General features: G+C 69.7%; 22 protein-coding genes and 5 tRNA genes. 14 read left to right on the top strand and 13 right to left on the bottom strand.

What is annotated here, in order from left to right:
• Positions 1-31 precede the first annotated feature (31 nt).
• Positions 32-1,111, top strand: a complete 1,080-nt coding sequence (purM, locus tag QFZ76_RS25120) for a phosphoribosylformylglycinamidine cyclo-ligase (protein WP_307675856.1) — start codon at positions 32-34, stop codon at positions 1,109-1,111.
• Positions 1,112-1,177: 66 nt separating this feature from the next.
• On the opposite strand, the gene QFZ76_RS25115 is transcribed toward purM, so the two are convergent.
• Both QFZ76_RS25115 and QFZ76_RS25110 read right to left on the bottom strand, forming a co-directional pair.
• Complete coding sequence (locus QFZ76_RS25115) at positions 1,178-1,429, bottom strand: DUF3073 domain-containing protein (RefSeq protein WP_266437079.1); 252 nt, start codon at positions 1,427-1,429, stop codon at positions 1,178-1,180.
• A gap of 300 nt (positions 1,430-1,729) precedes the next feature.
• Positions 1,730-2,836: a Glu/Leu/Phe/Val dehydrogenase dimerization domain-containing protein gene (locus QFZ76_RS25110; RefSeq protein ID WP_307675855.1), complete on the bottom strand. Its 1,107-nt coding sequence runs from the start codon at positions 2,834-2,836 to the stop codon at positions 1,730-1,732.
• Between the two features lie 253 nt (positions 2,837-3,089).
• Between QFZ76_RS25110 and QFZ76_RS25105 the strand changes: the two genes are divergently transcribed.
• Together QFZ76_RS25105 and bldC are read left to right on the top strand one after the other, a co-directional pair.
• A complete protein-coding gene (locus QFZ76_RS25105; RefSeq protein ID WP_307675854.1) occupies positions 3,090-3,932 on the top strand; it encodes a hypothetical protein in 843 nt (280 codons plus the stop codon).
• Positions 3,933-4,509: 577 nt separating this feature from the next.
• Positions 4,510-4,716, top strand: a complete 207-nt coding sequence (gene bldC / locus QFZ76_RS25100) for a developmental transcriptional regulator BldC (protein WP_003949541.1) — start codon at positions 4,510-4,512, stop codon at positions 4,714-4,716.
• A 481-nt stretch (positions 4,717-5,197) separates the two neighbouring features.
• Here bldC and QFZ76_RS25095 read toward each other — a convergent pair whose 3' ends face one another.
• From QFZ76_RS25095 to hrpA, 3 genes are all read right to left on the bottom strand, one after another.
• Complete coding sequence (locus tag QFZ76_RS25095; RefSeq protein WP_307675853.1) at positions 5,198-5,389, bottom strand: DUF6274 family protein; 192 nt, start codon at positions 5,387-5,389, stop codon at positions 5,198-5,200.
• Between the two features lie 441 nt (positions 5,390-5,830).
• Positions 5,831-5,905, bottom strand: a tRNA-Asp gene (locus QFZ76_RS25090).
• A gap of 93 nt (positions 5,906-5,998) precedes the next feature.
• The gene (gene hrpA, locus QFZ76_RS25085; RefSeq protein WP_307675852.1) at positions 5,999-9,976 is read right to left on the bottom strand and encodes an ATP-dependent RNA helicase HrpA; all 3,978 of its coding nucleotides are present in this window, start codon (positions 9,974-9,976) and stop codon (positions 5,999-6,001) included.
• A gap of 184 nt (positions 9,977-10,160) precedes the next feature.
• Here hrpA and QFZ76_RS25080 point away from each other — a divergent pair, with 184 nt between their 5' ends.
• Positions 10,161-11,567 carry a right-handed parallel beta-helix repeat-containing protein gene (locus tag QFZ76_RS25080; RefSeq protein WP_307675851.1) on the top strand — a complete coding sequence of 469 codons (1,407 nt, stop codon included), beginning with the start codon at positions 10,161-10,163 and terminating at the stop codon, positions 11,565-11,567.
• 84 nt (positions 11,568-11,651) lie between these two features.
• On the opposite strand, the gene QFZ76_RS25075 is transcribed toward QFZ76_RS25080, so the two are convergent.
• From QFZ76_RS25075 to QFZ76_RS25060, 4 genes are all read right to left on the bottom strand, one after another.
• Positions 11,652-11,725: transfer RNA gene (locus tag QFZ76_RS25075), tRNA-Phe, on the bottom strand.
• A 24-nt stretch (positions 11,726-11,749) separates the two neighbouring features.
• Positions 11,750-11,824 (bottom strand) — tRNA-Asp (locus QFZ76_RS25070).
• 37 nt (positions 11,825-11,861) lie between these two features.
• Positions 11,862-11,934: transfer RNA gene (locus QFZ76_RS25065), tRNA-Glu, on the bottom strand.
• An 80-nt stretch (positions 11,935-12,014) separates the two neighbouring features.
• Complete coding sequence (locus QFZ76_RS25060; RefSeq protein WP_307675850.1) at positions 12,015-13,601, bottom strand: metallophosphoesterase; 1,587 nt, start codon at positions 13,599-13,601, stop codon at positions 12,015-12,017.
• Between the two features lie 116 nt (positions 13,602-13,717).
• On the opposite strand from QFZ76_RS25060, the gene QFZ76_RS25055 reads away from it, so the two are divergent.
• The 6 genes from QFZ76_RS25055 (at position 13,718) to QFZ76_RS25030 (ending at position 22,122) form a co-directional block, all read left to right on the top strand.
• The gene (locus QFZ76_RS25055) at positions 13,718-14,068 is read left to right on the top strand and encodes a metallopeptidase family protein (protein ID WP_307675849.1); all 351 of its coding nucleotides are present in this window, start codon (positions 13,718-13,720) and stop codon (positions 14,066-14,068) included.
• 88 nt (positions 14,069-14,156) lie between these two features.
• Positions 14,157-14,684, top strand: coding sequence for a hypothetical protein (locus QFZ76_RS25050; protein WP_307675848.1), 528 nt, complete (start codon positions 14,157-14,159; stop codon positions 14,682-14,684).
• Between the two features lie 213 nt (positions 14,685-14,897).
• Positions 14,898-17,030 (top strand): DEAD/DEAH box helicase, encoded by a 2,133-nt coding sequence (locus tag QFZ76_RS25045; protein ID WP_307675847.1) that lies wholly within the window; start codon positions 14,898-14,900, stop codon positions 17,028-17,030.
• 257 nt (positions 17,031-17,287) lie between these two features.
• A complete protein-coding gene (locus tag QFZ76_RS25040; protein ID WP_307675846.1) occupies positions 17,288-20,323 on the top strand; it encodes an FG-GAP-like repeat-containing protein in 3,036 nt (1,011 codons plus the stop codon).
• Positions 20,324-20,384: 61 nt separating this feature from the next.
• Positions 20,385-21,929, top strand: coding sequence for an amino acid permease (locus QFZ76_RS25035; protein WP_307675845.1), 1,545 nt, complete (start codon positions 20,385-20,387; stop codon positions 21,927-21,929).
• A gap of 120 nt (positions 21,930-22,049) precedes the next feature.
• A tRNA-Lys gene (locus tag QFZ76_RS25030) sits at positions 22,050-22,122 on the top strand.
• An 88-nt stretch (positions 22,123-22,210) separates the two neighbouring features.
• Here QFZ76_RS25030 and QFZ76_RS25025 read toward each other — a convergent pair.
• A complete protein-coding gene (locus QFZ76_RS25025) occupies positions 22,211-22,480 on the bottom strand; it encodes a winged helix-turn-helix domain-containing protein (protein WP_307675844.1) in 270 nt (89 codons plus the stop codon).
• A 182-nt stretch (positions 22,481-22,662) separates the two neighbouring features.
• On the opposite strand from QFZ76_RS25025, the gene QFZ76_RS25020 reads away from it, so the two are divergent.
• Genes QFZ76_RS25020 through QFZ76_RS25005 form a run of 4 tightly spaced genes read left to right on the top strand, consistent with a single transcriptional unit; the run spans position 22,663 to position 24,054 of the window.
• Complete coding sequence (locus tag QFZ76_RS25020; RefSeq protein WP_307675843.1) at positions 22,663-22,995, top strand: hypothetical protein; 333 nt, start codon at positions 22,663-22,665, stop codon at positions 22,993-22,995.
• Positions 22,995-23,387, top strand: coding sequence for a hypothetical protein (locus QFZ76_RS25015; RefSeq protein ID WP_307675842.1), 393 nt, complete (start codon positions 22,995-22,997; stop codon positions 23,385-23,387). Before QFZ76_RS25020 ends, QFZ76_RS25015 begins: the two co-directional genes overlap by 1 nt.
• 29 nt (positions 23,388-23,416) lie before the next feature.
• Positions 23,417-23,764 carry a DUF6247 family protein gene (locus QFZ76_RS25010; protein WP_307675841.1) on the top strand — a complete coding sequence of 116 codons (348 nt, stop codon included), beginning with the start codon at positions 23,417-23,419 and terminating at the stop codon, positions 23,762-23,764.
• Complete coding sequence (locus QFZ76_RS25005; RefSeq protein WP_307675840.1) at positions 23,761-24,054, top strand: hypothetical protein; 294 nt, start codon at positions 23,761-23,763, stop codon at positions 24,052-24,054. The genes QFZ76_RS25010 and QFZ76_RS25005 overlap by 4 nt, the downstream gene beginning before the upstream one ends.
• Before the next feature lie 111 nt (positions 24,055-24,165).
• Here the strand turns inward: QFZ76_RS25005 and QFZ76_RS25000 are convergent, their stop codons facing one another.
• The 3 genes from QFZ76_RS25000 to QFZ76_RS24990 form a co-directional block, all read right to left on the bottom strand.
• A complete protein-coding gene (locus QFZ76_RS25000; protein ID WP_307675839.1) occupies positions 24,166-24,624 on the bottom strand; it encodes a nuclear transport factor 2 family protein in 459 nt (152 codons plus the stop codon).
• Between the two features lie 5 nt (positions 24,625-24,629).
• Positions 24,630-25,436: an MBL fold metallo-hydrolase gene (locus tag QFZ76_RS24995; RefSeq protein ID WP_307675838.1), complete on the bottom strand. Its 807-nt coding sequence runs from the start codon at positions 25,434-25,436 to the stop codon at positions 24,630-24,632.
• Positions 25,437-25,641: 205 nt separating this feature from the next.
• Positions 25,642-26,136, bottom strand: a complete 495-nt coding sequence (locus tag QFZ76_RS24990) for a MarR family winged helix-turn-helix transcriptional regulator (protein ID WP_266437165.1) — start codon at positions 26,134-26,136, stop codon at positions 25,642-25,644.
• Positions 26,137-26,247 lie beyond the last annotated feature (111 nt).

The raw sequence follows: 26,247 nt of genomic DNA, 5'->3' as shown, positions 1-26,247 counted from the left end.
CCTGCAGTACGACACGAAAGTTCTCATCGTCATGCCTGAGACCCCCAGTGCCCAGGGCGGCGCCAGCTACGCAGCCGCAGGTGTCGACATCGAAGCGGGCGACCGCGCCGTCGAGCTGATGAAGGAGTGGGTGAAGAAGACGCAGCGCCCCGAGGTCCTCGGCGGCCTCGGCGGTTTCGCCGGCCTCTTCGACGCCTCCGCCCTCAAGCGTTACGAGCGTCCCCTCCTCGCCTCCGCCACCGACGGCGTCGGCACGAAGGTCGACATCGCGCGCCAGTTGGGCGTCTACGACACCATCGGCCACGACCTGGTCGCGATGGTCATGGACGACATCGTGGTGTGCGGCGCCGAGCCGCTGTTCATGACCGACTACATCTGCGTCGGCAAGGTCCACCCCGAGCGGGTCGCCGCCATCGTCAAGGGCATCGCCGAGGGCTGTGTCCTGGCCGGCTGCGCCCTGGTCGGCGGCGAGACGGCTGAGCACCCCGGTCTGCTCGGCCCGCACGACTTCGACGTCGCCGGTGCCGGTACGGGCGTGGTGGAGGCCGACCGCCTCCTCGGCCCGGATCGCATCCGTAAGGGTGACGCCGTCATCGCCATGGCGGCCTCCGGACTTCACTCGAACGGGTACTCGCTCGTCCGGCATGTGCTGCTGAACCAGGCCGGTCTGTCCCTGGACGCGCACATCGAGGAGTTCGGCCGCACGCTGGGCGAGGAACTCCTGGAGCCCACCAAGATCTACTCGCTGGACTGCCTGGCGCTGACCCGCACCGCAGAGGTGCACGCCTTCTCGCACGTCACCGGCGGCGGACTCGCCGCCAACCTGGCCCGCGTCATCCCCGACGGCCTGCACGCGATCGTGGACCGCTCCACCTGGACCCCGGCGCCGGTGTTCGACCTCGTCGGCAGGACGGGTGACGTCGAACGCCTGGAGCTGGAGAAGACCCTGAACATGGGCGTCGGCATGATCGCGATCCTGCCGGAGGAGTCGGCGGACGTGGCCCTGACGACCCTGGCCGACCGCGGGGTCGAGGCCTGGGTGGCCGGGGAGATCACGGACCGCGGCGACCACACCACGGGTGCGGAGCTGGTCGGCGACCACGCCGCCTGACGAGGGCAGAGCAAAACCCGGTCCGGCGGTGGTAACCGCTGGACCGGGTGATGCAGAGCTGAATCGTCAAGCGCCGCGGCGTTGAGACGTAGGACCGGACTCGTCGTCCTCGTCCTCGTTGTCGTTGTACAGATCCGCGTACTGGGCGTACGGGTCGTCTTCCTCGTCGTCGTCTTCGAACGGCTCGCCATTCGGCGGTTGATTCGAAGTCGAAGCGCCCAGCTCGCTGGCCAGACGCGACAGGTCTGTCCCGCCGCTGTTGTACTTCAGCTGGCGGGCGACCTTCGTCTGCTTGGCCTTGGCCCGGCCGCGCCCCATGGCTCGACCCCCTCGGTGATGGGGCCCGGCGGCCCCAGAGTCTTGACACGCGTTCATGATCTGGAACGGGCTCTCCATGGAGAGACCCGTCCGTAGGGCTTCCACGGTACCTGAGCCCGCGCCCATACGGTACGTCGCCCGCAGGACGTGCCCGAACCCAGAACCCTCGAGGTGCCCTGTCCTCGCTGGTCAACCGCGATTTTAACCACTTATCCACGGCCGACCCGCCGACGAACGTGAGAGTTCTCTCTAAGTGTGCGCCGACGGGTACCGGTCAAACCTGCGAGTGCGCCTGGCGGGTCACCGCGTCCGGCGGGCCGCGGCGGCCTCGTGCATCCGCTGCTCGGCGATCCGGTCGGCCGCGGCGGCCGGCGGAATCCCATCCGCCTTCGCACGTGCGAATATGGCCAGCGTGGTGTCGTAGATCTTCGCGGCCTTCGCCCTGCACCGCTCGAAGTCGAACCCGTGCAGTTCGTCGGCGACCTGGATGACACCGCCGGCGTTCACCACGTAGTCCGGCGCGTAGAGGATCCCGCGGTCGGCGAGGTCCTTCTCCACGCCCGGGTGGGCGAGCTGGTTGTTGGCGGCGCCGCAGACGATGCGGGCGGTCAGCACCGGCACGGTGTCGTCGTCGAGGGCCCCGCCCAGCGCGCACGGGGCGTAGATGTCGAGCCCGTCCACCCGGATCAGCGCGTCCGTGTCGGCCACGGCCGTCACACCCTCCGGGTGCCGGTCGAGGATCCGGCGTACGACCTCCTCGCGCACGTCCGTGATCACGATCTCGGCGCCCTCGGCACGCAGGTGCTCCACCAGGTGGTGCCCGACCTTGCCGACGCCCGCGATGCCGACCCGGCGGCCGCGCAGCGACGGATCGCCCCACAGGTGCTGCGCGGAGGCGCGCATGCCCTGGTAGACGCCGAAGGCGGTGAGGACGGAGGAGTCCCCGGCGCCGCCGTTCTCGGGCGAGCGTCCGGTCGTCCAGCGGCACTCGCGCGCCACGACGTCCATGTCGGCGACGTACGTACCGACGTCGCAGGCGGTGACGTACCGGCCACCGAGCGAGGCGACGAACCGGCCGTACGTGAGGAGCAGCTCCTCGGTCTTGTCCCGGTCCGGGTCGCCGATGATCACGGCCTTGCCGCCGCCGTGGTCGAGACCGGCCATGGCGTTCTTGTACGACATCCCGCGGGCGAGGTTCAGCGCGTCGGCGACGGCCTCCGCCTCACTCGCGTACGGGTAGAAGCGCGTACCGCCGAGCGCGGGGCCCAGGGCGGTGGAGTGGAGGGCGATGACGGCCTTGAGACCGCTGGCACGGTCCTGGCAGAGCACGACTTTCTCATGACCGCCCTGATCCGAGTGGAACAGGGTGTGCAGTACATCAGCACGTGCGCCGGTTACGTCGGTCACTGTGGTGACTCCTGAAGTAAGTAGCGGCGGGTGGAGACCGGCTCCCGCGGGGGTCCCCCCACGCTTTTGGCGGTGGGGGAGGGTGGCGGAGGCTGTGAGCATGAGATTAGAGCCTGGGAGGCCCGGTCAGCGCGCAGTGCTCAGGATCACCTGCTCGCCGGGTGCGTCCGTGCGACGATTTGCATAGTTTTCCCGCTCGTTTGTGTGCGGGTTTCGCAGGTTTTCCTGGCAGACGGCGGGGGAGGGAGCAGGCGTGCCCAAGGTGTCCTCGTTGATCGTCCCGTACGCCACCTATCTGCGTGTGTACGAGCCGCTGGCCGCCTTCCCGGAGCCGGAGCGCGGCCACTGGGCGCGCTACGCCCGCCGCCCCGACCGTCCCTCGTACCAGGACGAACTCCGCCGCTCCCTGTCCGACTTGCTGCCCACCCCGCCCGTTCCGGTGCCGGTGCACGAGAGCGGCGACGCGTTCGTGCTGGAGGTCGACGGGGTGGTGTGCGTGTGCCCCTGGCGGACCCGGCTGCGCGGCTGGCAGGCCCTGGCCGAGCTCGGCGACGAGCTGCCGCGGCCGGTCCTGGAGGCGGTGCTCCCGGAGGTCGTACGGCAGCAGGCCGCCCAGGACTACGAGCGGTGGCTGGCCCGCAACCCGGACGCCCGGCCCTGGATCCGTACGGCGACCTGGCAGGTGCCGCTGAACTGGTTCGTGCTGGTCACCGACGAGGAGCGGCGCTTCGACAAGGGCTCCGGCGACGTCCCCCCGATGCTGCGCTACCGGACGCCGATGGTGCAGGCCCGGCGCCGGGTCGCCCGTGGCCTGAGGGCGCTCAAGGAGGCCATCGACGAGGGGCCGCTGATCGACGGCCTGGTGGACGTCGGGCGCTGGCTGGAGGAGTTCCACCCGCGCTCGCTGGTGGAGCTGGACTACGGCGGCCTGGTGCACACGCTGCCGGCCGGCGAGCTGGAGGACGACCACTCGGCGGCCGATGTGGCCGAGGGCATCCAGGCGCTGCGCAGCGGTGACGGGGTCGCGGCGGGCGAGGCGTACGCGCGGCTCGTGGAGCGGTGGCGGTCGGTCCGGGACCGGCGCTCGGCGAACTGAGCGTGGTTCAGGTCACTCAGGTGGCTCAGGTAACGAACTGACGTTTGACCTGACGCCCGTTTTGGGGTTTCGTCCTCGGACCGAGGTTTCTCCTCGGTATGTCCTGAGGTTTCGTCAACAAGGGACGTAGGTCCCGATCCGGGGCCTTTGATGCCAAGCGTGACGGACCGCACGTACGCGGCCCTTGCGTCCCTTGCCCCTCCTCATGCCAAAATAGGACAAGGAGTCCGGGGGAACTCCGTCCGTCCCGTTCTGTTGCAGTACGGGCGGAATCTCAGCATTGCATGTGCTTAGGGGGGTCTGATGACTCCTGATCGTCCTGTGACTGATCGTCACAGTGGCGTGACTGTCCGCTATGGCATGGTCCATCGGCTTCCGTCGCTGATGAACACCTGGAGGGGCAATTCCATCGGTTTGGCCGACGCGGCTGGACGGATGGTGTAGTTGTAGTGCCGAGGACAAGCCGTTCGTCCTATAACCGACTCGACTCGCGTCCGCCATTTCGGGCAACGCGGGTCAAGGTGCAGAATTTAGAGGAAAGAACCGAGAAGGTTCGGTTCTCCCGAGGAGGCCGCTCATGACCGCTCGCACCCCTGATGCCGAGCCGCTGCTGACCCCCGCTGAGGTCGCCACGATGTTCCGCGTCGACCCGAAGACGGTCACGCGGTGGGCGAAGGCCGGCAAGCTCACTTCGATCCGTACGCTCGGCGGTCATCGCCGATACCGCGAGGCTGAGGTCCGCGCTCTGCTCGCGGGCATCCCGCAGCAGCGCAGCGAGGCCTAACAACTGAATAACCGGGCAAAACCGGCAGGTCCCCCAACATGCCGCGGCGCCCGGACCCCTGGCTCCAAGCGACGCGGGTTCTGCCCCAACAGAGCCCACGCCCAGGCCCCTCCGGGCTTCCCAAGCAGTGACAGGGTGCGTCGTCGATCGCGCTGGACTCCGCCGAGTCCAGCGCGATCTTTTTGTGCGCGCGTGTGTGTACGTGTGTGGGTGCGGCGTGGCCTACGGGGCGGCTCTGTGAGCGGGCTTGTCGGACTCTGGGGAGGGCTGTCGGATCTCCTGTGGGCACGCCCTGATGCTGGTGCAATTGCACATATTAAATTGACCAGTTGTAGGTGAGGGGTAAGTACCGCGGTTTCAGAAACTCATGCGGTGACACCCGTCACATGCCAGAGTCCTTGTTGCCCCTGGCTCATGTGCGCTAGAGGAGGCACGGCTTCCACCGCCCCGCAGTGGAGCGGGTGTTGGGGCCGGGTCACGGTCACGCACCGGAGGGACTCTCGTCCTCGACGGCCTCCTCGGGCGTCTGCGCGGTGCGTGGGGCGCCGTCCATCGCCAGTCGCAACAGGCGATGGCAGATCGGGCAATGACGCGTCAGATGGCGATAGGAGGAAGCGGCCGCCAGATGGGCACGGAGCAGCGCCCGAGTCTCGTGCCTGGTCGATGCCGCCATACCCCACCTCCAAGGGGCCGCACGGGAAACGGGGCCCTGGTTTCTGGGTACCGAGCGAAAGTGACGCCGTCAAGGGCATGGTGGGCTCCGCCGGCCGAGCCGATGCCGGGCGCCGGCGCTGACACGGTGGCCGTCCCTGGGGGGTGCGCCCCCGGACCTGGCGCTGATGCGGGTCGTTCCCGGGGGCTGCGCCCCCAGACCCCCGGCCTGTGCCCACCCGCCACCCGACTCGGTCGGCCAGGAAGTGGCGGCATGAGTAAGGCCCGCTGCCGATGGCGAGCGGGCCTGTACTTTCACTGCGGTCCTGACGGGATTTGCTGTACCCGATGGCGGCTGCGCCGCGGGCGCGGCCTCCACCTCGACAGGGTGGCGAGCTGTGTCGGTGGGTTGTTGCATGAGTAAGGCCCGCTGCCGATGGCGAGCGGGCCTGTACTTTCACTGCGGTCCTGACGGGATTTGAACCCGCGGCCTCCACCTTGACAGGGTGGCGAGCACTCCAAGCTGCTCCACAGGACCAGGTTTCGCGGCGCTATTCGTGCGTTGCGCTGCGAGAAGAGACTGTACAGGAGGGTGAGCCCCGGGTCGAACTCACCCGGTGTGCGGGCGCCGTTACGGCACGGCCGCGTCGATCGCCTTCACGATCCGCTTGTCGGAGATCGGGTACGCCGTGCCGAGGGCGTGGGCGAAATAGCTGACCCGGAGCTCCTCGATCATCCAGCGGATGTCCAGGACCGAGGACGGGATCGGACGGCCCTGGGGCATCTGCTCCAGGAGCCAGGCGTACTCGTCCTGCATCTCGTGGACCTTCTCCATGCGGGCCGTGTCCCGCTGGACGCCGGTCGGCATCTGCTGGAGCCGGCGGTCCGCGGCGACCAGGTAGCGCATGAGGTCGGGGAGCCGCCGTATCCCGGCCTCCGTCACGAAGCCGGGCCGCACGAGGGCGTCCAGCTGCTTGCGTACGTCCTGGAGGTTCGCCAGGAGCACCGCGCTCCGTACGCCCTTCAGGCGGCGCTCACAGGCCTGCCAGGCGGCGAGGACCTGCTGCACCTGCCCGACCGTACGGACCGTCGTGTCGACGATCTCCGAGCGCACCTTGTCGTACAGCTTGCGGTACGACTCCTCGTCCCACACCGGCCCGCCGAAGTCGGCGATCAGCTTGTCCGCCGCGGCCATCGCGCAGTCGTCGAACAGGGCCTGGACCGAGCCGTGCGGATTCGCGGACAGGGCGAGTTTCTGGGCGTTCGTGAGGCGATCGCTCGCGAACTTCGCCGGGTTGACCGGGATGTTGCGCAGGATGAGGCGCCGCGTGCCCTTCCACATCGCCTCGGCCTGCTCGGCCTCCGTGTCGAAGAGCCGCACCGAGACGGTGTTCGCCGTCGGTCCGTCGTCGACCAGCGCGGGGAACGCCTTCACCGGCTGGCCGGCGCGGCGGGTCTCGAAGACGCGGGTGAGGGAGCCGATCGTCCAGTCGGTGAGGCCCTTGCGTTCCAGGGACTCGCCGCCCTCGCGCTCGGCCGTCGCCGCGGCGGCCTGGGACAGGGCCTGGCGGGCCTTCGGCTTCAGCTGGAGCTTCAGCGCCTCCAGGTCCTTGTCCTCGGCCAGCTTGCGGCGGCGCTCGTCGACGATCCGGAAGGTGATGCGCAGGTGCTCGGGGACCCTGGACCAGTCGAAGTCGTCCGCGGTGAAGGGCACGCCGACCATGCGCTTGAGCTCCCGCGCCATGGTTGTGGTGAGCGGCTCCTGCAAGGGGACGGCCGTGTCCAGGAACCGCTTCGCGAAGTTCGGCGCCGGCACGTAGTTGCGGCGGATCGGCTTCGGGAGGGACCGGATCAGCTCGGTGACCAGCTCTTCCCTCAGGCCCGGGATCTGCCAGTCGAAGCCCTCGTCCGTGACCTGGTTGAGGACGTGGAGCGGGACGTGGACCGTCACACCGTCCGCGTCCGCACCCGGCTCGAACTGGTACGTCACCCGGAACTTGAGCTGACCCTGCCGCCACGAGTCCGGATAGTCGTCCTTGGTGACCGCCTCCGCCGACTCCCGGATGAGCATCTCCCGCTCGAAGTCCAGGAAGTCGGGCTGCTCGTGCCGCTTGTGCTTCCACCACGAGTCGAAGTGGGCGCCGGACACGACGTGTTCGGGCACCCGCTCGTCGTAGAAGTCGAAGAGCGTGTCGTCGTCGACCACGATGTCCCGGCGCCGCGCGCGATGCTCCAACTCCTCGACCTCGCTGAGGAGTTTGCGGTTGTCGGCGAAGAACTTGTGGTGCGTACGCCAGTCGCCCTCGACCAGGGCGTTGCGAATGAAAAGCTCGCGGGAGGCCTCGGGGTCGATCCGGCCGTAGTTGACCTTGCGCTGGGCGATGATCGGGACGCCGTAGAGCGTGACCTTCTCGTACGCCATCACCGCGGCCTGGTCCTTCTCCCAGTGCGGTTCGCTGTACGTGCGCTTCAGCAGGTGCTCGGCGAGGGGTTCGACCCACTCGGGCTCGATCTTGGCGTTGACGCGGGCCCAGAGGCGGGAGGTCTCCACCAGCTCGGCGGACATCACGAAGCGCGGCTGCTTCTTGAAGAGGGCGGAGCCCGGGAAGATCGCGAACTTGGCGCTCCGAGCGCCCAGGTACTCGTTTTTGTTGCCGTCCTTCACGTCCTTCATGCCGATGTGCGAGAGCAGACCGGCGAGGAGGGAGACGTGGACGCTCTGGTCGGCCGCATCCTCCTCGTTGAGGTGGATGCCCATCTGCTTGGCGACGGTCCGCAGCTGCGAGTAGATGTCCTGCCACTCACGGATGCGCAGGAAGTTCAGGTACTCCTGCTTGCACATACGCCGGAAGGACGAGGAGCCTCGCTCCTTCTGCTGCTCACGGATGTACCGCCACAGGTTGAGATACGCGAGGAAGTCGCTGGTCTCGTCCCGGAAGCGGGCGTGCTGCTGGTCGGCCTGGGTCTGCTTGTCGGCGGGGCGCTCGCGCGGGTCCTGGATGGACAGCGCGGCCGCTATGACCATGACCTCGCGGACACAGCCGTTCTTGTCGGCCTCCAGGACCATCCGCGCGAGGCGCGGGTCGACGGGCAGCTGCGCGAGCTTGCGGCCGGTGTCGGTGAGCCGCTTGCGTACGTCCTTCTGCGCCGGGTCCAATGCGCCCAGTTCCTGGAGGAGTTGGACGCCGTCACGGATGTTGCGGTGGTCCGGCGGGTCGATGAACGGGAACTTCTCGATCTCGCCGAGGCCGGCGGCGGTCATCTGCAGGATGACGGACGCCAGGTTCGTCCGGAGGATCTCCGCGTCCGTGAACTCCGGGCGGGCCTCGAAGTCCTCCTCGCTGTAGAGGCGGATGCAGATGCCGTCGCTGGTCCGACCGCAACGGCCCTTGCGCTGGTTGGCGCTGGCCTGCGAGATCGCCTCGATGGGGAGCCGCTGGACCTTGGTGCGGTGGCTGTAGCGGGAGATACGGGCGAAGCCGGGGTCGATGACGTACTTGATGCCCGGGACGGTGAGGGAGGTCTCGGCGACGTTGGTCGCCAGAACGATCCTGCGACCGGTGTGCTGCTGGAAGACGCGGTGCTGCTCGGCGTGCGAGAGCCGGGCGTAGAGGGGGAGGACCTCGGTGAACCGATAGTTCTTCTTGGTCAGGGCGTCCGCGGTGTCCCGGATCTCCCGCTCGCCCGAGAGGAAGACGAGGACGTCGCCCTTGCCCTCGGCCTGGAGCTCCTCGACGGCGTCGCAGATCGCCGTGATCTGGTCGCGGTCGGAGTCGTCGGACTCGTCTTCCAGGAGGGGCCGGTACCGCACCTCCACCGGATACGTCCGCCCGCTGACCTCGACGATCGGCGCGTCGCCGAAGTGCCGGGAGAAGCGCTCGGGGTCGATGGTCGCGGAGGTGATGACGACCTTGAGGTCCGGCCGCTTGGGCAGCAGCTGGGCGAGGTAGCCCAGCAGGAAGTCGATGTTGAGGGACCGCTCGTGGGCCTCGTCGATGATGATCGTGTCGTAGGCGCGCAGCTCGCGGTCGGTCTGGATCTCGGCGAGCAGGATGCCGTCGGTCATCAGCTTGACGAAGGTGGCGTCCGGGTTCACCTGGTCGGTGAAGCGGACCTTCCAGCCGACGGCCTCGCCGAGAGGCGTGTCGAGCTCTTCCGCGACCCGCTCGGCGACGGTACGGGCGGCGATACGACGGGGCTGGGTGTGCCCGATCATGCCGCGGACGCCCCGCCCCAGCTCGAGACAGATCTTGGGAATCTGGGTCGTCTTGCCGGACCCGGTCTCACCGGCGACGATCACGACCTGGTGATCACGGATGGCCTCCGCGATCACGTCCTTCTTCTGGCTGACCGGCAGCTGCTCGGGATAGCTGACGGCGGGCACGCGACCGCGCCGCGCACTCATCCGCTGCTCGGCCTTCGCCACCTCCGCCTCGATCTCGGCGAGAACGGCGGCACGGGCCTCTGGCTTGCGGATCCTGCGCGCACCTTCGAGCCTGCGCCCGAGCCGGTGCGTGTCGCGCAGGGTCAGCTCGGTCAGGCGGGGGGCGAGAGCGCCGAGGTCAGGGGTGCCCGGAGCGGAGGCGCCGGGGGCGGGGTGCGTAGACATACGCGATCCAGGATCTCATCCCCGGGATTTTCGTGGCGAACGCTTTTGTCTCCGGCGGCCGGGCGGCGCCGGAGAGGGCGGTGATTGCCCGGCTTCGGACGCTCCCCCTGTGCCAGAATTCACGGGTTGTGGTGGGGATGCACGGGTAGTGGGGGATGTCTTGTCCGGTGAGCCTGCGGCCTTCATGAGCTACGTCCGTTTCAACGACCAGCACGACGCCGGCAGGCTCTCTCAGTTCCGGGAACGGCTCGCCGCCGAGGTTCGGGCGCAGACAGGCGAGGAGTTCCCGATCTTCCAGGATCGCAACGACATCGCCTGGGGCCAGAACTGGCAGGCACGGATCGACGAGGCGCTGGACGCGGTGAGCCTGCTGCTGGTCATCGTCACGCCGAGCCTGTTCCGCAGCGCTCCCTGTCGGGCCGAGGTGGCCCGTTTCCTGGAGCGGGAGGAGAAACTCGGCCGCCAGGACTTGATCCTGCCCGTCTACTACATCACCGCTCGGGAGATGGACGATCCCCAGCTGTGCGAAGGCGACGACATGGCCCGGATGCTGGCCACGCGGCAGCACGCCGACTGGCGGGAGCTGCGGTTCGAGCCGTTGACGTCACCGGCGGTGGGGAAGGCGACCGAGCAGCTGGCGTTACGGATGGCGGACACGTTCTGGCGGCCTCAGGCCATCGCCGCGGCGCGACCCGCACGGCGTGCGGAGACGGCGGGGGCGGCGACCGAGTCCACGGAGCCGACGGGTGACACGGCCGGCGGCACGACGAGGACCGAGCCGCCGACCCATGTGGTGGACCCCTACCACCGGGGGGACTTCGTCACGGTCGGCGCGGCCATAGCGAAGGCCCAGCCCGGTGACCGCATCCTGGTCCGGCCGGGCCTGTACGAAGAGAGCCTGGTCGTCGACAAGCCGTTGGAAATACTGGGAGACGGCCCGCTCGAAGACATCGAGATCCGCGCCGACCAGGCCAGTGCGCTGATGTTCCAGGCCGGCATCGGCAGGGTCACGAACCTGACGCTGCGCCAGACCGGAAGCGTTCAGGCGTTCGCTGTGAAGATCGTCCAGGGACGGCTGGAGCTGGAAGGCTGCGACATCAGCAGCCAGAGCCTCGCGGCGGTCGCCATCCGTGACGGCGCCGACCCCCGGCTGCGCCGGAACCGGATCCACGGCAGCAGACAGGCTGGCGTCTTCGTCTTCGACGGCGGCCTCGGCACGCTGGAGGACAACAAGATCACCGGCAATGCCCTGGCGGCCGTGGAGATCAAAGCGGCCGGCAACCCCACATTGCGCCGGAACCAGATCCACCACAACAGGCAGAGCGGCGTCTTCGTCCATGACGGCGGCCTGGGCACGCTGGAGGACAACGAGATCACCGGCAACGGTCACGCCGGCATGAGGATCACCGCGGACGGCATCCCGACCGTCCGCAACAACCGGATCAACGGCAACGGATACCAGGCCGTATGGATCGACGGCGGTGGCGGCGGCGTCTTCGAGGGCAACGACCTGACCGGTAACAAGAGAGGCGCGTGGGACATCGACGAGGATTGCGAGCCGAACGTGACACGCAGCCGCAACCAGGAATGAACCCCGCCCGCGCTGTCGCCTAGGGACCAACGCAACGCCCCCGCCGATGATCTCGACGGGGGCGTTTTCGCTGTTCAGCGACTGTGGCTGGGGCCGGGGTCGAACCGGCGACCTATCGCTTTTCAGGCGATCGCTCGTACCAACTGAGCTACCCAGCCACGAGGCTTCCGGGGAAACCTCAGCGGTCCTGACGGGATTTGAACCCGCGGCCTCCACCTTGACAGGGTGGCGAGCACTCCAAACTGCTCCACAGGACCAAGCATTGTGTACGACAGTGTCGCACACGGTATTGCGTGCCCCCAACGGGATTCGAACCCGTGCTACCGCCTTGAAAGGGCGGCGTCCTAGGCCGCTAGACGATGAGGGCTATCGGCCCGCCTGGGCGCTTCTCAGCGCGTCGGGGACGTCAGAAGCATATGGGATGTGGGGAGGGATCGCCAAAACGGTTTACGGGGCGGTCGGGGTGGGGGGCGTGGACGCGGGTGAGGGAGACGGTGAGGGAGACGGGGTGGCTCCGGGCTGGTTCTCTTCCACCAGGTGGCGACTGACCTCGGCGGTCGTCAGGCCGAGGCCGCCCAGTTTGATCTCGTCCCAGGCCTGGAGGCGGCGGGTGTCGCGGTCCATGTAGAGGATCGAGGCCTCGATGGGGTCGGGGTACTTGCCCTCGATCGCGCGCAGGCCGCTGCCGCCGGTCGAGCCTTCGATCCGCAGGCGCGTGCCGTTCTTGAGGATCTCCATCTCGTTGTGGTGGAGGTGGCCCGCCAGGACCAGCGGGACCGCGCCGTCCACCCCGCGGGCCGCCGACGGCTCGTGGGCGACGGCGACGTCGACGGGCTTGCCGGCGGTGCTCTGGGCGCGCAGGGCGGCGGCCAGGCGGGCGCCCGCCTCCTCCTGGGACTCCTCGGCGCCGGGGTTTTTCGAGCGGTCGGGGGTGAACTGGGGGTCGCCGATCCCGGCGAAGCGCAGGCCGGCGATGGTCTCGCCCCGGCCGTCGTCCAGGACGTGGACGTTCTTCAGGCCTTCCAGGTAGCGCTGGGTGGTCTGCGAGTCGTGGTTGCCGCGGACCCAGACGTAGGGGGCGCCGAGGTCCTCGATCGGGTCCAGGAAGCCGTTCTCGGCGGCCGAGCCGTGGTCCATCGTGTCGCCGGAGTCGACGATCACGTCCACCTGGTACTGCTCCACCAGCGAGGAGATGATCGGCCAGCTCGCCGGGTTGAGGTGGATGTCCGAGACGTGCAGGACGCGGATGGTGGACGGGTCGGGCTGGTAGGTCGGGAGCGTCGAGGTGGCGTCGTAGAGCTTCGTCACGTTCGTCACCAGGCGGGCCAACTCCTTCTGGTAGACGTCGAATTCGGTGACGATGCTGCGGGCGTTGCCGACCAGGGACGGGGCGGAGGAGAGCAGTCCGGAGAACTTCGGCTCCAGGACCGATTCCGGGTTCCAGGTGGCGTACGCCGTTCCGCCCGAGGCGGCCAGGAGGGTCAGCGCGAGGCCGCCCGCCGCCAGGGCCCGGCGGGGGCGGCGGTAGACCGCGAGGCCGAGGGCGGTGGCGCCGGCGACGACGGCGACGCAGGAGCGTACGGCCAGGTCGAGGGTGCCGTGTTCGACGTCCTTGGTGACCTCGTCCTGGAGGCCGGAGAGGCGTTCGGGGTGGTCGACCAGGGCCTGGGAGCGGACCGGGTCGAGCTGGTCGACGTTGACGTCCAGACGGACGGGGGCCTGGTGGCTGTTCAGTTCGAGGGCGCCGAGCGGCGAGATGTTGATCTTCGTGCCGCCGGTGAGCGACGGGCGCAGGGTCATCGTCGTGTTCATGGGGCCGACCGGAGTCCGCACGTTGCCGACGATCAGCAGCCCCAGCCAGGCGCCGAGGACGACCACGGCGACGAGGCCGAGGGCGCGTGACCAGGGGTGGGGCTGACGGACGAGTTCCACGGACGGGTGGGGTCGGCGGGCGCGGTAGTGGCGGGCGAGGGCGCGCGGGGTCCTGCGCAGGGGGTTCGCGATGTTCCGGACGACGACGGGGACGCGGGCCATTGGTCCCGTATGCCCAAGTCCGCCCGCGGATATGCGGGTGCGCTCCGACTCTCGTTCGACTGCCCTGACTCTGCTCCGACTCTCGTACGGAGGCGGCGTACCGGACAATGGGGCCTGTGCTGGAGATGACGCGCGAGGAGTTCGAGGAACTGGTCGCCGAGGCCCTGGACCGGATCCCGCCGGAGTTGACGCGGCTGATGGACAACGTCGCGGTGTTCGTCGAGGACGAGCCCCCGGCGAACGATCCCGAGCTGCTCGGGCTGTACGAGGGGACTCCGCTGACCGACCGGGGCGAGTGGTACGCGGGGGTGCTGCCGGACAGGATCACCATCTACCGGGGGCCGACGCTGCGAATGTGCGGGTCACGGGAGGAGGTCGTCGAGGAGACCGAGGTGACGGTGGTGCATGAGATCGCTCACCACTTCGGGATCGACGACGCCCGGCTGCACGCGCTCGGGTACGGGTGAGGGCCGCTGATACGGGGCGCGTGTCCTCTTGTGGGCGGCGGGAGTTGGGCAGGTTGACTCCTTCACCCTCCACCGGAGGTGGCTGCTCGTGCGCCCCTTGTACGTACCCGTCCGTCTGGCCGCCACGGTCATGGCCGTCGCCGCTGCCGCCGGCTGCATGAACGTCGGCGACGACGACGGCGGCGGGAGCGCCAAGCCCTCGCACTCCGCCGGGCCCCGGGGCGGTGAGGCGCCCGACGGCGGCGCGACGGTGTCGGGCGGCGCCGGGATCGGTGCGGCGGCCGACGACGGCAAACACCGGCACGGCAAGGGGAAGAAGGGCGAGGAGGAGTCGGCGTCGCCGTCCGCGTCCCCGTCTGCGAAGGGGCGTGCGTCCGCCTCCCCGGGTGCCGAGCCGGGGAGGGGCAAGCCGCACAAGCCGGGGGCGCCGTCGCCGACCAGGGCCGAGCCGACGACCCCCCGTACGGTCGAGCCGCAGCCGTCACCCACCGAGCCGCCGCCCGCCTCGCCCACGCCCTCACCGACGACCGCCGAGCCGTCGTCCTCGGCCCATGAGCCGCCGGGGCCGCAGCTGGGGCAGCGGGAGCCGGCGCCCACGGCCGGGTCGCCGGTGTGATGTGGCCTACGTCCCTTGGGTTTGGTTTGCCTCTGGGGGTGGTGGGTGCGTATGGTGGTAGATCGTTTGATCCCATTGCCCGGCGCCGATGCAGAGCGCGCCGTGTGGCGCGTACTCTCCCTTGCCGTGGCGGACCGCATAGAGGCGGTCGTATAGCGAAACACGGAGTTGACGGGCGCGTGCCGAAGAGACTCCGGAAGGTTTCGCATACGCATGTCCATTTCCAGTACTGATCACGTCGTCGTGCCCGAGAACGAGGGCACCGTCGTGCCCGAGACGACCGGCACCGAGGACGCACCCGAGGTCACCTTCGCGAGCCTCGGTCTCCCCGAGGGCGTCGTGCGCAAGCTCGCCCAGAACGGCGTGACCATCCCCTTCCCGATCCAGGCCGCGACCATCCCGGACGCCCTGGCCGGCAAGGACATCCTCGGCCGTGGCCGCACCGGCTCCGGCAAGACCCTCTCCTTCGGTCTGCCGGCCCTGGCCACGCTGGCCGGCGGCCGCACCGAGAAGCACAAGCCGCGCGCCGTCATCCTCACGCCGACCCGTGAGCTCGCGATGCAGGTCGCGGACGCGCTCCAGCCGTACGGCGACGTCCTCGGCCTCAAGATGAAGGTCGTCTGCGGCGGCACCTCGATGGGCAACCAGATCTACGCCCTCGAGCGCGGCGTCGACGTCCTCGTCGCCACCCCGGGCCGGCTGCGCGACCTCATCAACCGCGGCGCCTGCTCGCTGGAGAACATCCAGATCGCCGTCATCGACGAGGCCGACCAGATGTCGGACCTGGGCTTCCTGCCCGAGGTCACCGAACTGCTCGACCAGGTCCCGGCGGGCGGCCAGCGGATGCTTTTCTCGGCCACGATGGAGAACGAGATCTCCACGCTGGTGAAGCGCTACCTGACCGACCCGGTCACGCACGAGGTCGACAGCGCCCAGGGCAACGTCACGACGATGTCGCACCACATCCTCATCGTGAAGCCCAAGGACAAGGCGCCGGTCACCTCCGCGATCGCCTCCCGCAAGGGCCGCACGATCATCTTCGTCCGCACCCAGCTGGGCGCCGACCGTATCGCCGAGCAGCTGTGCGACTCCGGTGTGAAGGCCGACGCGCTGCACGGCGGTATGACGCAGGGCGCGCGTACCCGCGTGCTGGAGGACTTCAAGAAGGGCTACGTCAACGCGCTCGTCGCGACCGACGTCGCCGCCCGCGGCATCCACGTCGACGGCATCGACCTGGTCCTGAACGTGGACCCGGCCGGCGACCACAAGGACTACCTGCACCGCGCCGGGCGTACGGCTCGCGCCGGCCGCACCGGCACCGTGGTGTCGCTGTCGCTGCCGCACCAGCGCCGCCAGATCTTCCGGCTGATGGAGGACGCGGGCGTCGACGCCGGGCGTCACATCATCAACTCCGGTACGGCCTTCGAGCCCGAGGTCGCCGAGATCACCGGCGCCCGTTCGATGACCGAGGTCCAGGCCGAGTCCGCGGGCAACGCCGCGCAGCAGGCCGAGCGTGAGGTCGCCCAGCTCACCAAGGAGCTGGAGCGGGCGCAGCGCCGCGCGACCGAACTGCGCGAGGAGGCCGACCGTCTGGTCGCGCGGGCCGCGCGCGAGCAGGGCGAGGACCCGGAGGCGGCGGTTGCCGAGGCGCAGGCCGCGGCCGCGGCGGCCGAGGTCTCCGTGCCCGAGCAGCCGGCGGCGCAGGACGTCGACCGGGGGGACCGGGACGACCGTGGCGGTCGTTCCTACGAGCGCCGGGACAACGACCGTGGCGGCTTCCGCCGTGACGACAACCGTGGTGGTGGCCGTTCCTTCGAGCGTCGTGACGACAACCGTGGTGGCGGTCGTTCCTTCGAGCGTCGCGACAACGACCGTGGCGGCTTCCGCCGTGACGACAACCGTGGCGGTGGCGCCGGCCGTGGCTTCGAGCGTCGGGATGACAACCGTGGTGGCGGTCGTTCCTTCGAGCGTCGCGACGACAACCGCGGCGGTGGCCGTTCCTTCGAGCGTCGTGACGACAACCGCGGCGGTGGTCGTTCCTTCGAGCGTCGTGACGACAACCGCGGCAGCGGCTCCTTCGAGCGCCGGGACAACGACCGTGGCGGCTTCCGCCGCGACGACCGTCCGGCCCGCCCCTTCGAGCGTCGTGACGAGCGCGGCGGACACCGCGGCAGCGACCGTCCGTTCAACCGTGACCGCCAGGGCGACCGCCCCGGCTTCCGCCCCGCCGGCCACGACCGCCCGACCGGTCGTCGTGACGACCACCGCGGCGGCGGCAGCACCGGCACCGGTACCGGCTCCTTCGGCCGCCGTGACGACAAGCCGCGCTGGAAGCGCAACGGCTGAGTCCGTTCTTGAGCAGTGAACGCCGTGGCCCCCGGAATTCCGGGCGCCACGGCGTTTTCGTGCGTCCGGGGCGGTCCGATAGAAAACGCTCTCCGCGGCTGTGAAAAGACTGTAAGATCAGCCGACTTGTGAGAGGGATGCGGCGGCCGGGGGGCATCTGATGCAACGCGCTCCCTCTCCTTTGCTTTCCGGGGAGGATCACCTTGGCGCGTCATGTCTTCGCACGTCGATCGAGAGCGAGACGCACGGCCGTCGCTGTGGCGGCCTCCGCCGCACTCGCGGCCGGCCTGAGTCCGCTGCTGCCGTCGGCGTCGGCGGCGGAGGTGCCGCAGGAGACGGTGGTGCCGGCAGCGCTCCGGGACTACGGACTCTCGGCGGCGTTCCGGTCGTCGTCGACCGGCAATGGTCATGACGCCGCCGGTGCGCAGGGTGTCTTCCACACGATGGAGGGCCGCAGCGGACTGCTGTGGACGCGTTACGCGGACGGCGAGTCGGTGAGCGTTCCGGCGGTGCCCGCGGGCACGGCCGCCGGGACGACTGGCACCGACGTCCTGGCGTACAAGTACGCGGACGGCCGTGTCGACTTCTGGGACGCGACGGACGGCACCAGCCGCAGCCTGCGGGTCCCGGACGAACTCGGCTACCTCACGTCGTACGACAACCTCACGATCGGCTACCGGAACGTGACCGCCGAGGACGGCACGACCACCCGGCAGATGCACTTCCTGACGCCGGGACCGGACGGGACCACCGCCGATCTGACCGTCACGGGCGGGCCGTCCGGTCTCGTGCTCGGGTCGGCCGCCGGGGCGGATTCCGGGATGCTGTACTTCCGTGCCTCGGTGGCCGGGGAGCCGGGGCTGGCCGCGGTGGACCGCGTGACCGGTGAGGTGCGCGGCTGGAGCGGCCCACTCCCCGTGTCGTACTCCAGGGTGAGCCTGGGCGGTGGCCACGTCGTCGTCCACGCCCTCGACAAGGCCACGGTCCTGGTGCTGCCGCGGGACCTGTCGGCCGCCCCCGTGGAGCTGCGGCTCGCGGGCGTCAGCGACGGGGCGAACGCCACCTACAACCTCGCCGTGGTCGGTGACTGGCTGGTCAACGGGGTTAACTCGACGACCGCGCAGCCTCTGGCGGGCGGCGATCCGGTGACGTTGCTGCGGACTTCGCAGAACGGCGTCGCGGCCGGTCCCGACGGCACCGCCGTGAAGATCGGCACCGGCACCGACGGACGGCAGGGTATTCACCGCCTCACTCCGGGCGCGGACGGCGGCCCGCCCGTCGTCACGCTCTTCAAGGCCCTGCCCAAGCCGGTGCTGCCGATCCAGGGCCTGTCCCTGGAGCAGGGGCGGCTCGTCGTCATGGACTACTACCGCGACTGGGTGCGCGCCGGCGGGATACGGACCGTGGCCGCGTCCGGCGCCCCGCAGTTCGGGGAGCGCAGCGCGTTCAACACCGACGTCGTCACGCCCACCTGCGCCGCCACGGATGTGGCCTGCGGCCAGGTCCACGGCACCGCGAACGGCCGTATCGTCTGGCTCTCGCACGACGAGACCACCGACCGGATCAGCGTCCACGGCCCCGGCGACGACGGCGTGTGGCAGCGCACCGGGCTGCCACAAGGCGGGCGGGTCACCGACGTCTCGGGCCGTTACCTCCTCTTCACGGCGCCCACCACGCAGTACGTCCTCCGGCTCGACGACGACGGCGCTCCGGTCGTCACCCGCACCCCCGGCGCCGCGGCTCTCTCCGGCGACGTGCTCTGGACCGCGGGCACCACCCCGGGCGCCGTCACGGCGTACGAACTGACGACGAGGAAGAGCACCGCGACCCTCACCACCGACGCCGGCTGCACCCCCACCGACCTGCAGGCGCTCGGGCGTTACCTCTACTGGACCTGCGACGGGAAGGCCGGCGTCTACGACCGTACGGCCGGGAAGTCCGTGCCCGTCCCGACGGGTGAGGCCGGTCTCGGGGACGGGTTCGTCGTCACGCACGACGTCCGGGCCAGGAAGCTCGTCATGACCACCGTGGCCGGCGGGACGCCCGCGAGCCGGGTGATCGGGGACCTGCCCGACACCGGGGTCTCGCAGCGTGACGTGCGCTGGACGGTCGACGAGTCGGGCGCGAACGCGGCCTACGTCGACGGGAAGGAGCAGGTGCACCTGGTGCCGTCCGGGGTGCCGCAGCAGCCGCTGCGGCTGCTCGCGCCGGCCGTGAAGGCGTCGTCCGTCAAGGCGCGCGAGTTCGACACCACGCCGGACACCCTGGCCACCGTGCTGCTGTCGAAGCCGTCCGCGAGCTGGCGGCTGACCGTGCGCAGCAAGGTGACCGGGAAGGTCGTGGACACGCGCGACGGCGGCGCCGCCCGCGGCGAGCTGAGCGTCGGCTGGTCCGGCACCGACCCCAAGAACGCCTTCCTGCCGAACGGTTCGTACGACTGGACGCTGGCCGTCACGCCCGCCGACGGTATGGGCGCCGCGCTGGAGGTGACGGGCTCGGTCGCGCTGCGCGGCGGCAGCGCCGTACGTCGCGACCACCTCGCCGGCGACGGGGTGGGCGACCTGCTCACCCTCAACTCCACCGGCGGCCTGACCTTCCACCAGGGCACGGGCAAGGGCACCTTCTCCGGGAAGGTCACCGGGACGGGCTGGGCGACCTCGGTCAGGCCGGTGCCGTTCGGCGATCTGAGCGGGGACCGCTGCAACGACGTCCTCGTGCGACTGAGCAGTGGGGCTCTGCGGCTGTACAAGCCGGGCTGCGGCGCCGCGCTGAAGCCGTCGACGTCGTACACGACCCTGTCGAACAGCGGCTGGAACCAGTACGACGTGCTGACCGCGCCCGGTGACGTGAGCGGTGACGGCCGCCCGGACCTGATCGCGCGCAACGCGTCGACCGGTGCCGTGTACCTCTACAAGGGCACCAGCGCGGGCAAGCTGTCGGCGCGGGTGAAGCTGTACGACAACTGGAAGACGTACAAGAAGGTCGTCGGGGCCGGTGACCTGAACGGTGACGGTGTGGGTGACCTGGTCGCCCAGGACAAGGCGAACAACCTGTACCGCTACTACGGCAAGGGCAATGGCACGTTCGGCGCCCGCGCGAAGGTGTTCTCCAACTGGGGCGGTTCCTACAATGTGATCGTCGGCGTCGGGGACATCACCGGGGACGGCAGGAACGACCTGGTGGTGCGGGACTCGGCGGGGAACGTGTACCGCAACGCGGGCAACGGCAAGGGGTCGTTCGGGGCGCGGGTGAAGATCGCGAGCGGCTGGCAGGGCTACAAGGGCCTCTTCTAAGGATCCTTTCTAGCCAAGTTGTGACGTGTGTCACGCCCCCGGCAGGGGAATTGCTGGGGGCATGACAGATGACGCCAGAGTGAGCGGGCATTCGGATCTCTCGGACGAGGAACGGCTGGCCCAGCTCGGTTACACGCAGGTTCTCGCCCGCCGCATGTCGGCGTTCTCCAACTACGCGGTCTCCTTCACGATCATCTCGGTCCTCTCGGGCTGCATGACCCTGTACCTGTTCGGCATGAACACGGGCGGCCCGGCCGTGATGATGTGGGGCTGGGTCGCGGTCGGCCTGATGACCCTCTTCGTCGGCCTGGCGATGGCCGAGATCTGCTCGGCCTACCCCACGTCGGCGGGCCTGTACTTCTGGGCACACCGGCTCGCGCCCCCGCGTACGGCCGCCGCCTGGGCCTGGTTCACGGGCTGGTTCAACGTGCTGGGCCAGGTGGCGGTGACCGCGGGCATCGACTTCGGCGCGGCCTCGTTCCTCGGGGCGTACCTGAACCTCCAGTTCGACTTCGAGGTGACGCCGGGCCGCACGGTGGTGCTGTTCGCCGCGATCCTGCTGCTGCACGGCCTGCTGAACACCTTCGGCGTCCGGATCGTCGGCCTGCTGAACAGCGTGAGCGTGTGGTGGCACGTGCTGGGCGTGGCGGTGATCGTGGGAGCGCTGACCTTCGTCCCCGACCAGCACCAGTCGGCGTCCTTCGTCTTCGGCGAGTTCGTGAACAACACGGGCTGGGGCAGCGGGACGTACGTCGTCCTCCTGGGTTTGCTGATGGCCCAGTACACCTTCACCGGCTACGACGCCTCGGCCCACATGACCGAGGAGACGCACGACGCGTCGACGGCGGGCCCGAAGGGCATCGTGCAGTCGATCTGGACGTCATGGATAGCGGGCTTCGTCCTGCTGCTCGGCTTCACCTTCGCGATCCAGTCGTACGACGGTGCTCTCGGGTCCGCGACGGGCGCGCCGCCGGCCCAGATCCTGCTGGACGCGCTGGGCGCGACGGCCGGCAAGCTGCTGCTGCTCGTCGTGATCGGAGCCCAGCTGTTCTGCGGCATGGCGTCCGTGACCGCCAACAGCCGCATGATCTACGCCTTTTCCCGCGACGGCGCCCTGCCGTACTCGCATGTGTGGCACTCGGTGAGCCCGCGCACCCGCACGCCCGTGGCCGCGGTGTGGCTGGCGGCGGGCGGCGCGCTGGTCCTCGGCCTTCCGTACCTGATCAATGTCACCGCGTACGCCGCGGTGACCTCGATCGCCGTGATCGGCCTCTACATCGCGTACGTCATCCCGACGCTGCTGCGGCTGCAGAAGGGCGAGGCCTTCGAACGGGGCCCGTGGCACCTCGGCCGCTGGTCCCGGGTCGTGGGCGTGGTCTCGGTGGTGTGGGTCGGCGTCATCACGGTCCTGTTCATGCTGCCCCAGGTCTCCCCGGTGACATGGGAGACCTTCAACTACGCGCCGGTCGCCGTCCTCGCGGTCCTCGCCTTCGCGACGACCTGGTGGCTGGCCTCGGCCCGCCACTGGTTCCTCAACCCCGACCACGAGCGGACCAAGGCCCGCGAGGCGGCCCGCGCGAACGCCCCCGAACCGGTCGATCCCTAACACTCCGGACCCGTTCGGGACCCACATCGCCCCGTCCTTGTCATCCGCCACGGCCGTGTCCCCGATACCCGATCGGAGACACGGCCTCGTCCGGCTATGCTCGGGGTGGCAACATCGCCTGGGCCCTTAGCTCAATTGGCAGAGCAGTGGACTTTTAATCCATTGGTTGTGGGTTCGAGTCCCACAGGGCCTACACGAAGGACCCCAGCTCAGTGCGGAAATGAGCTGGGGTCCTGTGCGTTCCGGCCAGAGGCCGTTCCTCGGTGGATGGTTGGGCGCCTTCAGGCCTTCGGCTCGCCCTCCTCGGGCTCGTCGTCGGCCGGCTCCGGCATGGCGATGACGTACGTCCCCTTCGCGGGCAGAGTAGCGACGAGCCCACGTTTCCGGAGCTCGACGATGGCGCGACGCACGGTGCCGATGCTCACGCGGTGCAGCTCCGTCATGGCTCGCTCGCCCGGCAGCGCGGCCCCCTGGGGCAAGGTGCCGGACGCGATGTCCGCCGCGATGGTGTCGGCGAGTTTCACGTACTCGTAGCGCGGAAGCTCACTCATCCTTCTACGGTGCCGCAGCCCAACGCATGTCGCAGGGGCGGAACGCGTCCTGACGCGGTGGGACGTGCAAGGACGTAGAGGGGTGCAGGGGGACGCAGTTGCCGGTATGGTCGAAACGACAAGACCCCGGCGAGGTGGCTAGACCTCCCGGGGCACGGCCAACGCTTGCTTGGAGCGTCGACATGCACGACCTTATCCGCCGCACCCTCGAATGGCTGCGCCTCTTCTTCGCCCCGGGAACAGGGAAACGGCGCCGACCTCGCCGTCACTCCTGTCCCCACCTCCACCTCACCGCCGTACACCGCCCTTCCGTACCTCTGCCGCAGCACCGCTCCCCGTACGGCCTCGCCACCCCCCTCGACGGCACCGACTCCGCCCTCGTACGCCCCTACCTCACCGCCCACGAACAGGAAGCCGTCCTCCAGCACCACCGCTGCCTCGCCCTCGTCCTCGCCGCCGACTTCGGGATCGACCTCGACCGGCACCTGATCGGCGCGCAGGAGGTGGCTGCCTGATGGACCACACCACCGACCACACGACGGCATCCGCGTTCCCCCGCCTGCTGCCCTGGCCGTCCCCCGACGGCAAACCCTGCTACCTGGTGACGGACAGCCGCGGCGGGTATCTGTCCCGCCTCGCCGACGACCTGGAGGCCACTCAACTGGCCACCGGCGCCGACGTTCTGGGCCTCGCCCGCGCGGTGCTGGACGATCCCGCGTCGCCGTACACCGAGGTCCGGTACGCCGGTCTCCGGCTGGCCGAGTGCCTGACCGACGCGCTGCGCGTCGCCGAGTCCCGGGGCTTGCGCCTGCCGGATCCGGACGCCGAGGACACCGAGGATGCCGGGGAGCGGGAAGCCGCACACGATCGGCCCGTGCGGAGTCGGAGGGCCGGGCTATGGTCGTAAGCACGAAGCGTCGAAGGAGGCCATCGGTCATGACCGCCCACGCAGCCGAACCGACATCGGCCGTTCCCCCCATGCCAGAGCGGACACCGAAGGCGCTGCGTGAGGCGATCGCCCGATACGCCCCCCAGCTCCTGCCCGACTTCGACGAGCACTGGAAACGGGCCATCGCCGACACCTACGACATCAGCCCGCTACCCGCGTTCCTGGCCCGCTGGTGGGTCGAGTACTCGATCGCCCGCGATCCTGAGCTCGACGCTCATGTGGCCGATCTCCACCACCGCGCGGCAGAGTCCGCCGATTACTCGGAGGCCAAGGCCCTTCTCGAAGAGGTGTCGAGGATCCGCCACAGCGCGCGGGAGCTGGAGCCCGGCCAGTGACCGACCCGTTCATGGGGCCACCCTGGCAGATGGACTGGCGGCTCGATGCCCTCGCCTGCCGCGATGCGCTGCCTGAGCATGTGCGGAAGTCGGTGGACGAGGCCCGCGCCGAACTCGTCACCGCGAAGGATCCGTACTTCCGGGGGATCGACGCCGATGGCGACCTCCCGGGAACCATGTATGTCGAACCGGTGCGGTCCACCGATCCCAAGGGGCCGAACGTCCTGTGGAGTTCAGCAACGGCAGCATCTGAAGATCTCCCCTGGCCGCGAAGGGTCCAACGCCCATAAGAACTGGGTGCGCGACCACGGTGCCGGCGACGGTGATCCTGCATAGCCTGACGCGGAGTTGAAAGGCCTCGCCGCCTTGGGTGGCGAGGCCTTTCGGGGGTCAGGGGATCCTCAGCCGGCGTCGGCGTCGGTCATCGCCTCACGTACCAGTGCCGTGTCCACGAACTGCTCGAACCGTACGATCCGGCCGCCGCGTACGACGAAGTGGTGGGCGACGCGGACGTTGATGGGCTTGCCCGTGGCCTTGTTGGTGGCGGTGTAGCGGGCCAGGACCACGACGTTCTCGCCGTCGACGACGTACGTGTCGTCGTGGGCCGCCCAGTCATCCCACTCCTTGGCGAGCTGTTCCATCACGTGGGAGGTCACGCCGTCGGGGGTGCGGTAGGTGCCGGCGAGGGGGAAGCCCGCCATCTCGGTCCACTCCACGTCGGGGGCGAGGGTGGCGCGGAGGGCTTCGAGGTCGCCGGCGGCCGAGGCCAGGTACTGGCGGCGGACCACGTCGGCCGGGGCGGCGGAGGTGGCGAAGGCGGCGGCGGAGTCGCTGGTGTCGCCGGTGTCGGTGGGTGTCATGGTGGTCAGCCCCACTTCATTTCGCCCTTGGCGACCTTCGCGCCGATCTGGGCGGCGATCAGCATGCCGTTGTCGGGGTAGCGCCGGACGAGTGCCTCGGTCAGGGCCGGGCCGTCCGCCGCGGTCGCGAGCTCCTCGTCGAAGGCGAGGAGGTAGTCGCGGGTGGCGGTGATGGCGGAGGCGTCGGCGGGGGTGCCGGGCAGGCGGTGGCCGGGGACGACCAGCTGCGGGTCCAGGGCGGCCATCTCGTCCAGGAGCTTGATCCAGGCGGAACGGTCCTCGGGGGCGGCGGTGTCGGCCACCCAGACGTGTTCCTTCTGGAACAGCAGGACGCCGCCGAGGATCGCGCGCTGCTCGGCCTGCCACAGGTAGTGGCGGTCGGGCAGTTCGGCCGGGCCGCCCTTCAGCTCGAAGTGGTGGCCTTCCAGGGTGAGGTCGCCGGTCAGCGGGGTGATGTCGACCAGGCGCGTGGGCAGGTTGGGGCCGAGGGAGGCCCACGCCTTGAGCTTGCCCTCGTAGGAGTGCTGGATGTGCTCGATGACCTGTGGGGTGGCGACGAAGGCGGCGTCCGGGAAGGCGTCGGCGAGTACTTCGGCGCCGAAGTAGTAGTCCGGGTCGCCGTGGCTGAGGAAGACGGTGGTCAGCTGCTTGCCGGAGTCCAGGACGGCGGCGGCCAGACGGTGGCCGTCGGCCCGGGTGAAGCCGGTGTCGACCAGCAGTGCCTCGCGCTCGCCGGTGACGAGGGTGGCGGTCTTGTTCTTGGTGCCGGCGGGGAAGTCGAGGTCGAGGACGGTGAATTCGAGCATGCTCATGCGGGTGCTCCTTGAGGGGGACGGCGGGGGTCTCGGTGCCCGCCAGCGCGAGCCATTCATCTGACTGAACAGTATCTGCTTCGTCAGGTATTTCCCCGAAGGTGTGTGATCGGCGCCACTTTCTGTCCACGGGTGCCATGGCGTCAGGCCTGCCGCCCGCCCGGCTGGCGCTCGCGCCGTCGACGCCCGCCCTCCCGGCCGGCGCTCAGGGCAGCCGGGGCAGCATGTCCCGCGCCGCGTGGCTCAGGATGCGCAGGTCCTCCGCGAACCGCTCACGGTCCGCCTCGGGCAGCGGCTCCACGAAGTACCGCTTGATGTTCTCCACGTGCACCCGGGAGGCACCCACCGCGGTCTCCTCCCCCAGCCCGGTCAGCCGCACCAGCCGCCCGCGCCGGTCGCCGGGGTCCTCCACGCGTTCGACCAGCCCGGCCGCCTCCATACGGTCCACCAGCCGCGTCGCCCCGCCCGTGGTCAGCACCTGCTCCTGGGCGATGGCCCGCATCGACAGACCCGGCTCGGGCGCCCGTCCCAGGATCAGCAGCACCTCGTACGTCAGATGGCTGATCCCGCACTCCACCTCCAGCGAGCGCCCCAGGATGTACTCCAGCCGGTTGGCCGCCCCCTGCAACCGCCCGAAAGCCAGGACCAGCTCGTGATCCGCGGCCTCCTTCGCCGTCGAGATCCCCGCGTGTTCGCTCACAGCCCCAGCGTCCCTTTCGTCGTCCCGGCAGCCCTGAACCGATTTTCGTCGTCCCCGGCAGCCCTGCCCCGATCATGCCCGGGTGCCCGCTCGCCCGACCGCCCCCACCCC

It is taken from the genome of Streptomyces sp. V4I2, from assembly GCF_030817655.1.
Lineage (GTDB): Bacteria > Actinomycetota > Actinomycetes > Streptomycetales > Streptomycetaceae > Streptomyces > Streptomyces plumbiresistens.
Note: the sequence above shows the minus strand (reverse complement) of the source record. Positions and strands in the feature narration are given on the sequence as shown.

Bases quoted from the DNA above. Each gene is read 5' to 3' on its own strand.
- purM (WP_307675856.1), top strand. From the start codon at position 32: ATGCCTGAGACCCCCAGTGCCCAGGGCGGCGCCAGCTACGCAGCCGCA.
- QFZ76_RS25115 (WP_266437079.1), bottom strand. From the start codon at position 1,429: ATGGGGCGCGGCCGGGCCAAGGCCAAGCAGACGAAGGTCGCCCGCCAG.
- bldC (WP_003949541.1), top strand. From the start codon at position 4,510: ATGACCGCTCGCACCCCTGATGCCGAGCCGCTGCTGACCCCCGCTGAG.
- QFZ76_RS25095 (WP_307675853.1), bottom strand. From the start codon at position 5,389: ATGGCGGCATCGACCAGGCACGAGACTCGGGCGCTGCTCCGTGCCCAT.
- hrpA (WP_307675852.1), bottom strand. From the start codon at position 9,976: ATGTCTACGCACCCCGCCCCCGGCGCCTCCGCTCCGGGCACCCCTGAC.
- QFZ76_RS25080 (WP_307675851.1), top strand. From the start codon at position 10,161: ATGAGCTACGTCCGTTTCAACGACCAGCACGACGCCGGCAGGCTCTCT.
- QFZ76_RS25060 (WP_307675850.1), bottom strand. From the start codon at position 13,601: ATGGCCCGCGTCCCCGTCGTCGTCCGGAACATCGCGAACCCCCTGCGC.
- QFZ76_RS25045 (WP_307675847.1), top strand. From the start codon at position 14,898: ATGTCCATTTCCAGTACTGATCACGTCGTCGTGCCCGAGAACGAGGGC.
- QFZ76_RS25035 (WP_307675845.1), top strand. From the start codon at position 20,385: ATGACAGATGACGCCAGAGTGAGCGGGCATTCGGATCTCTCGGACGAG.
- QFZ76_RS25025 (WP_307675844.1), bottom strand. From the start codon at position 22,480: ATGAGTGAGCTTCCGCGCTACGAGTACGTGAAACTCGCCGACACCATC.
- QFZ76_RS25020 (WP_307675843.1), top strand. From the start codon at position 22,663: ATGCACGACCTTATCCGCCGCACCCTCGAATGGCTGCGCCTCTTCTTC.
- QFZ76_RS25015 (WP_307675842.1), top strand. From the start codon at position 22,995: ATGGACCACACCACCGACCACACGACGGCATCCGCGTTCCCCCGCCTG.
- QFZ76_RS25010 (WP_307675841.1), top strand. From the start codon at position 23,417: ATGACCGCCCACGCAGCCGAACCGACATCGGCCGTTCCCCCCATGCCA.
- QFZ76_RS25000 (WP_307675839.1), bottom strand. From the start codon at position 24,624: ATGACACCCACCGACACCGGCGACACCAGCGACTCCGCCGCCGCCTTC.
- QFZ76_RS24995 (WP_307675838.1), bottom strand. From the start codon at position 25,436: ATGAGCATGCTCGAATTCACCGTCCTCGACCTCGACTTCCCCGCCGGC.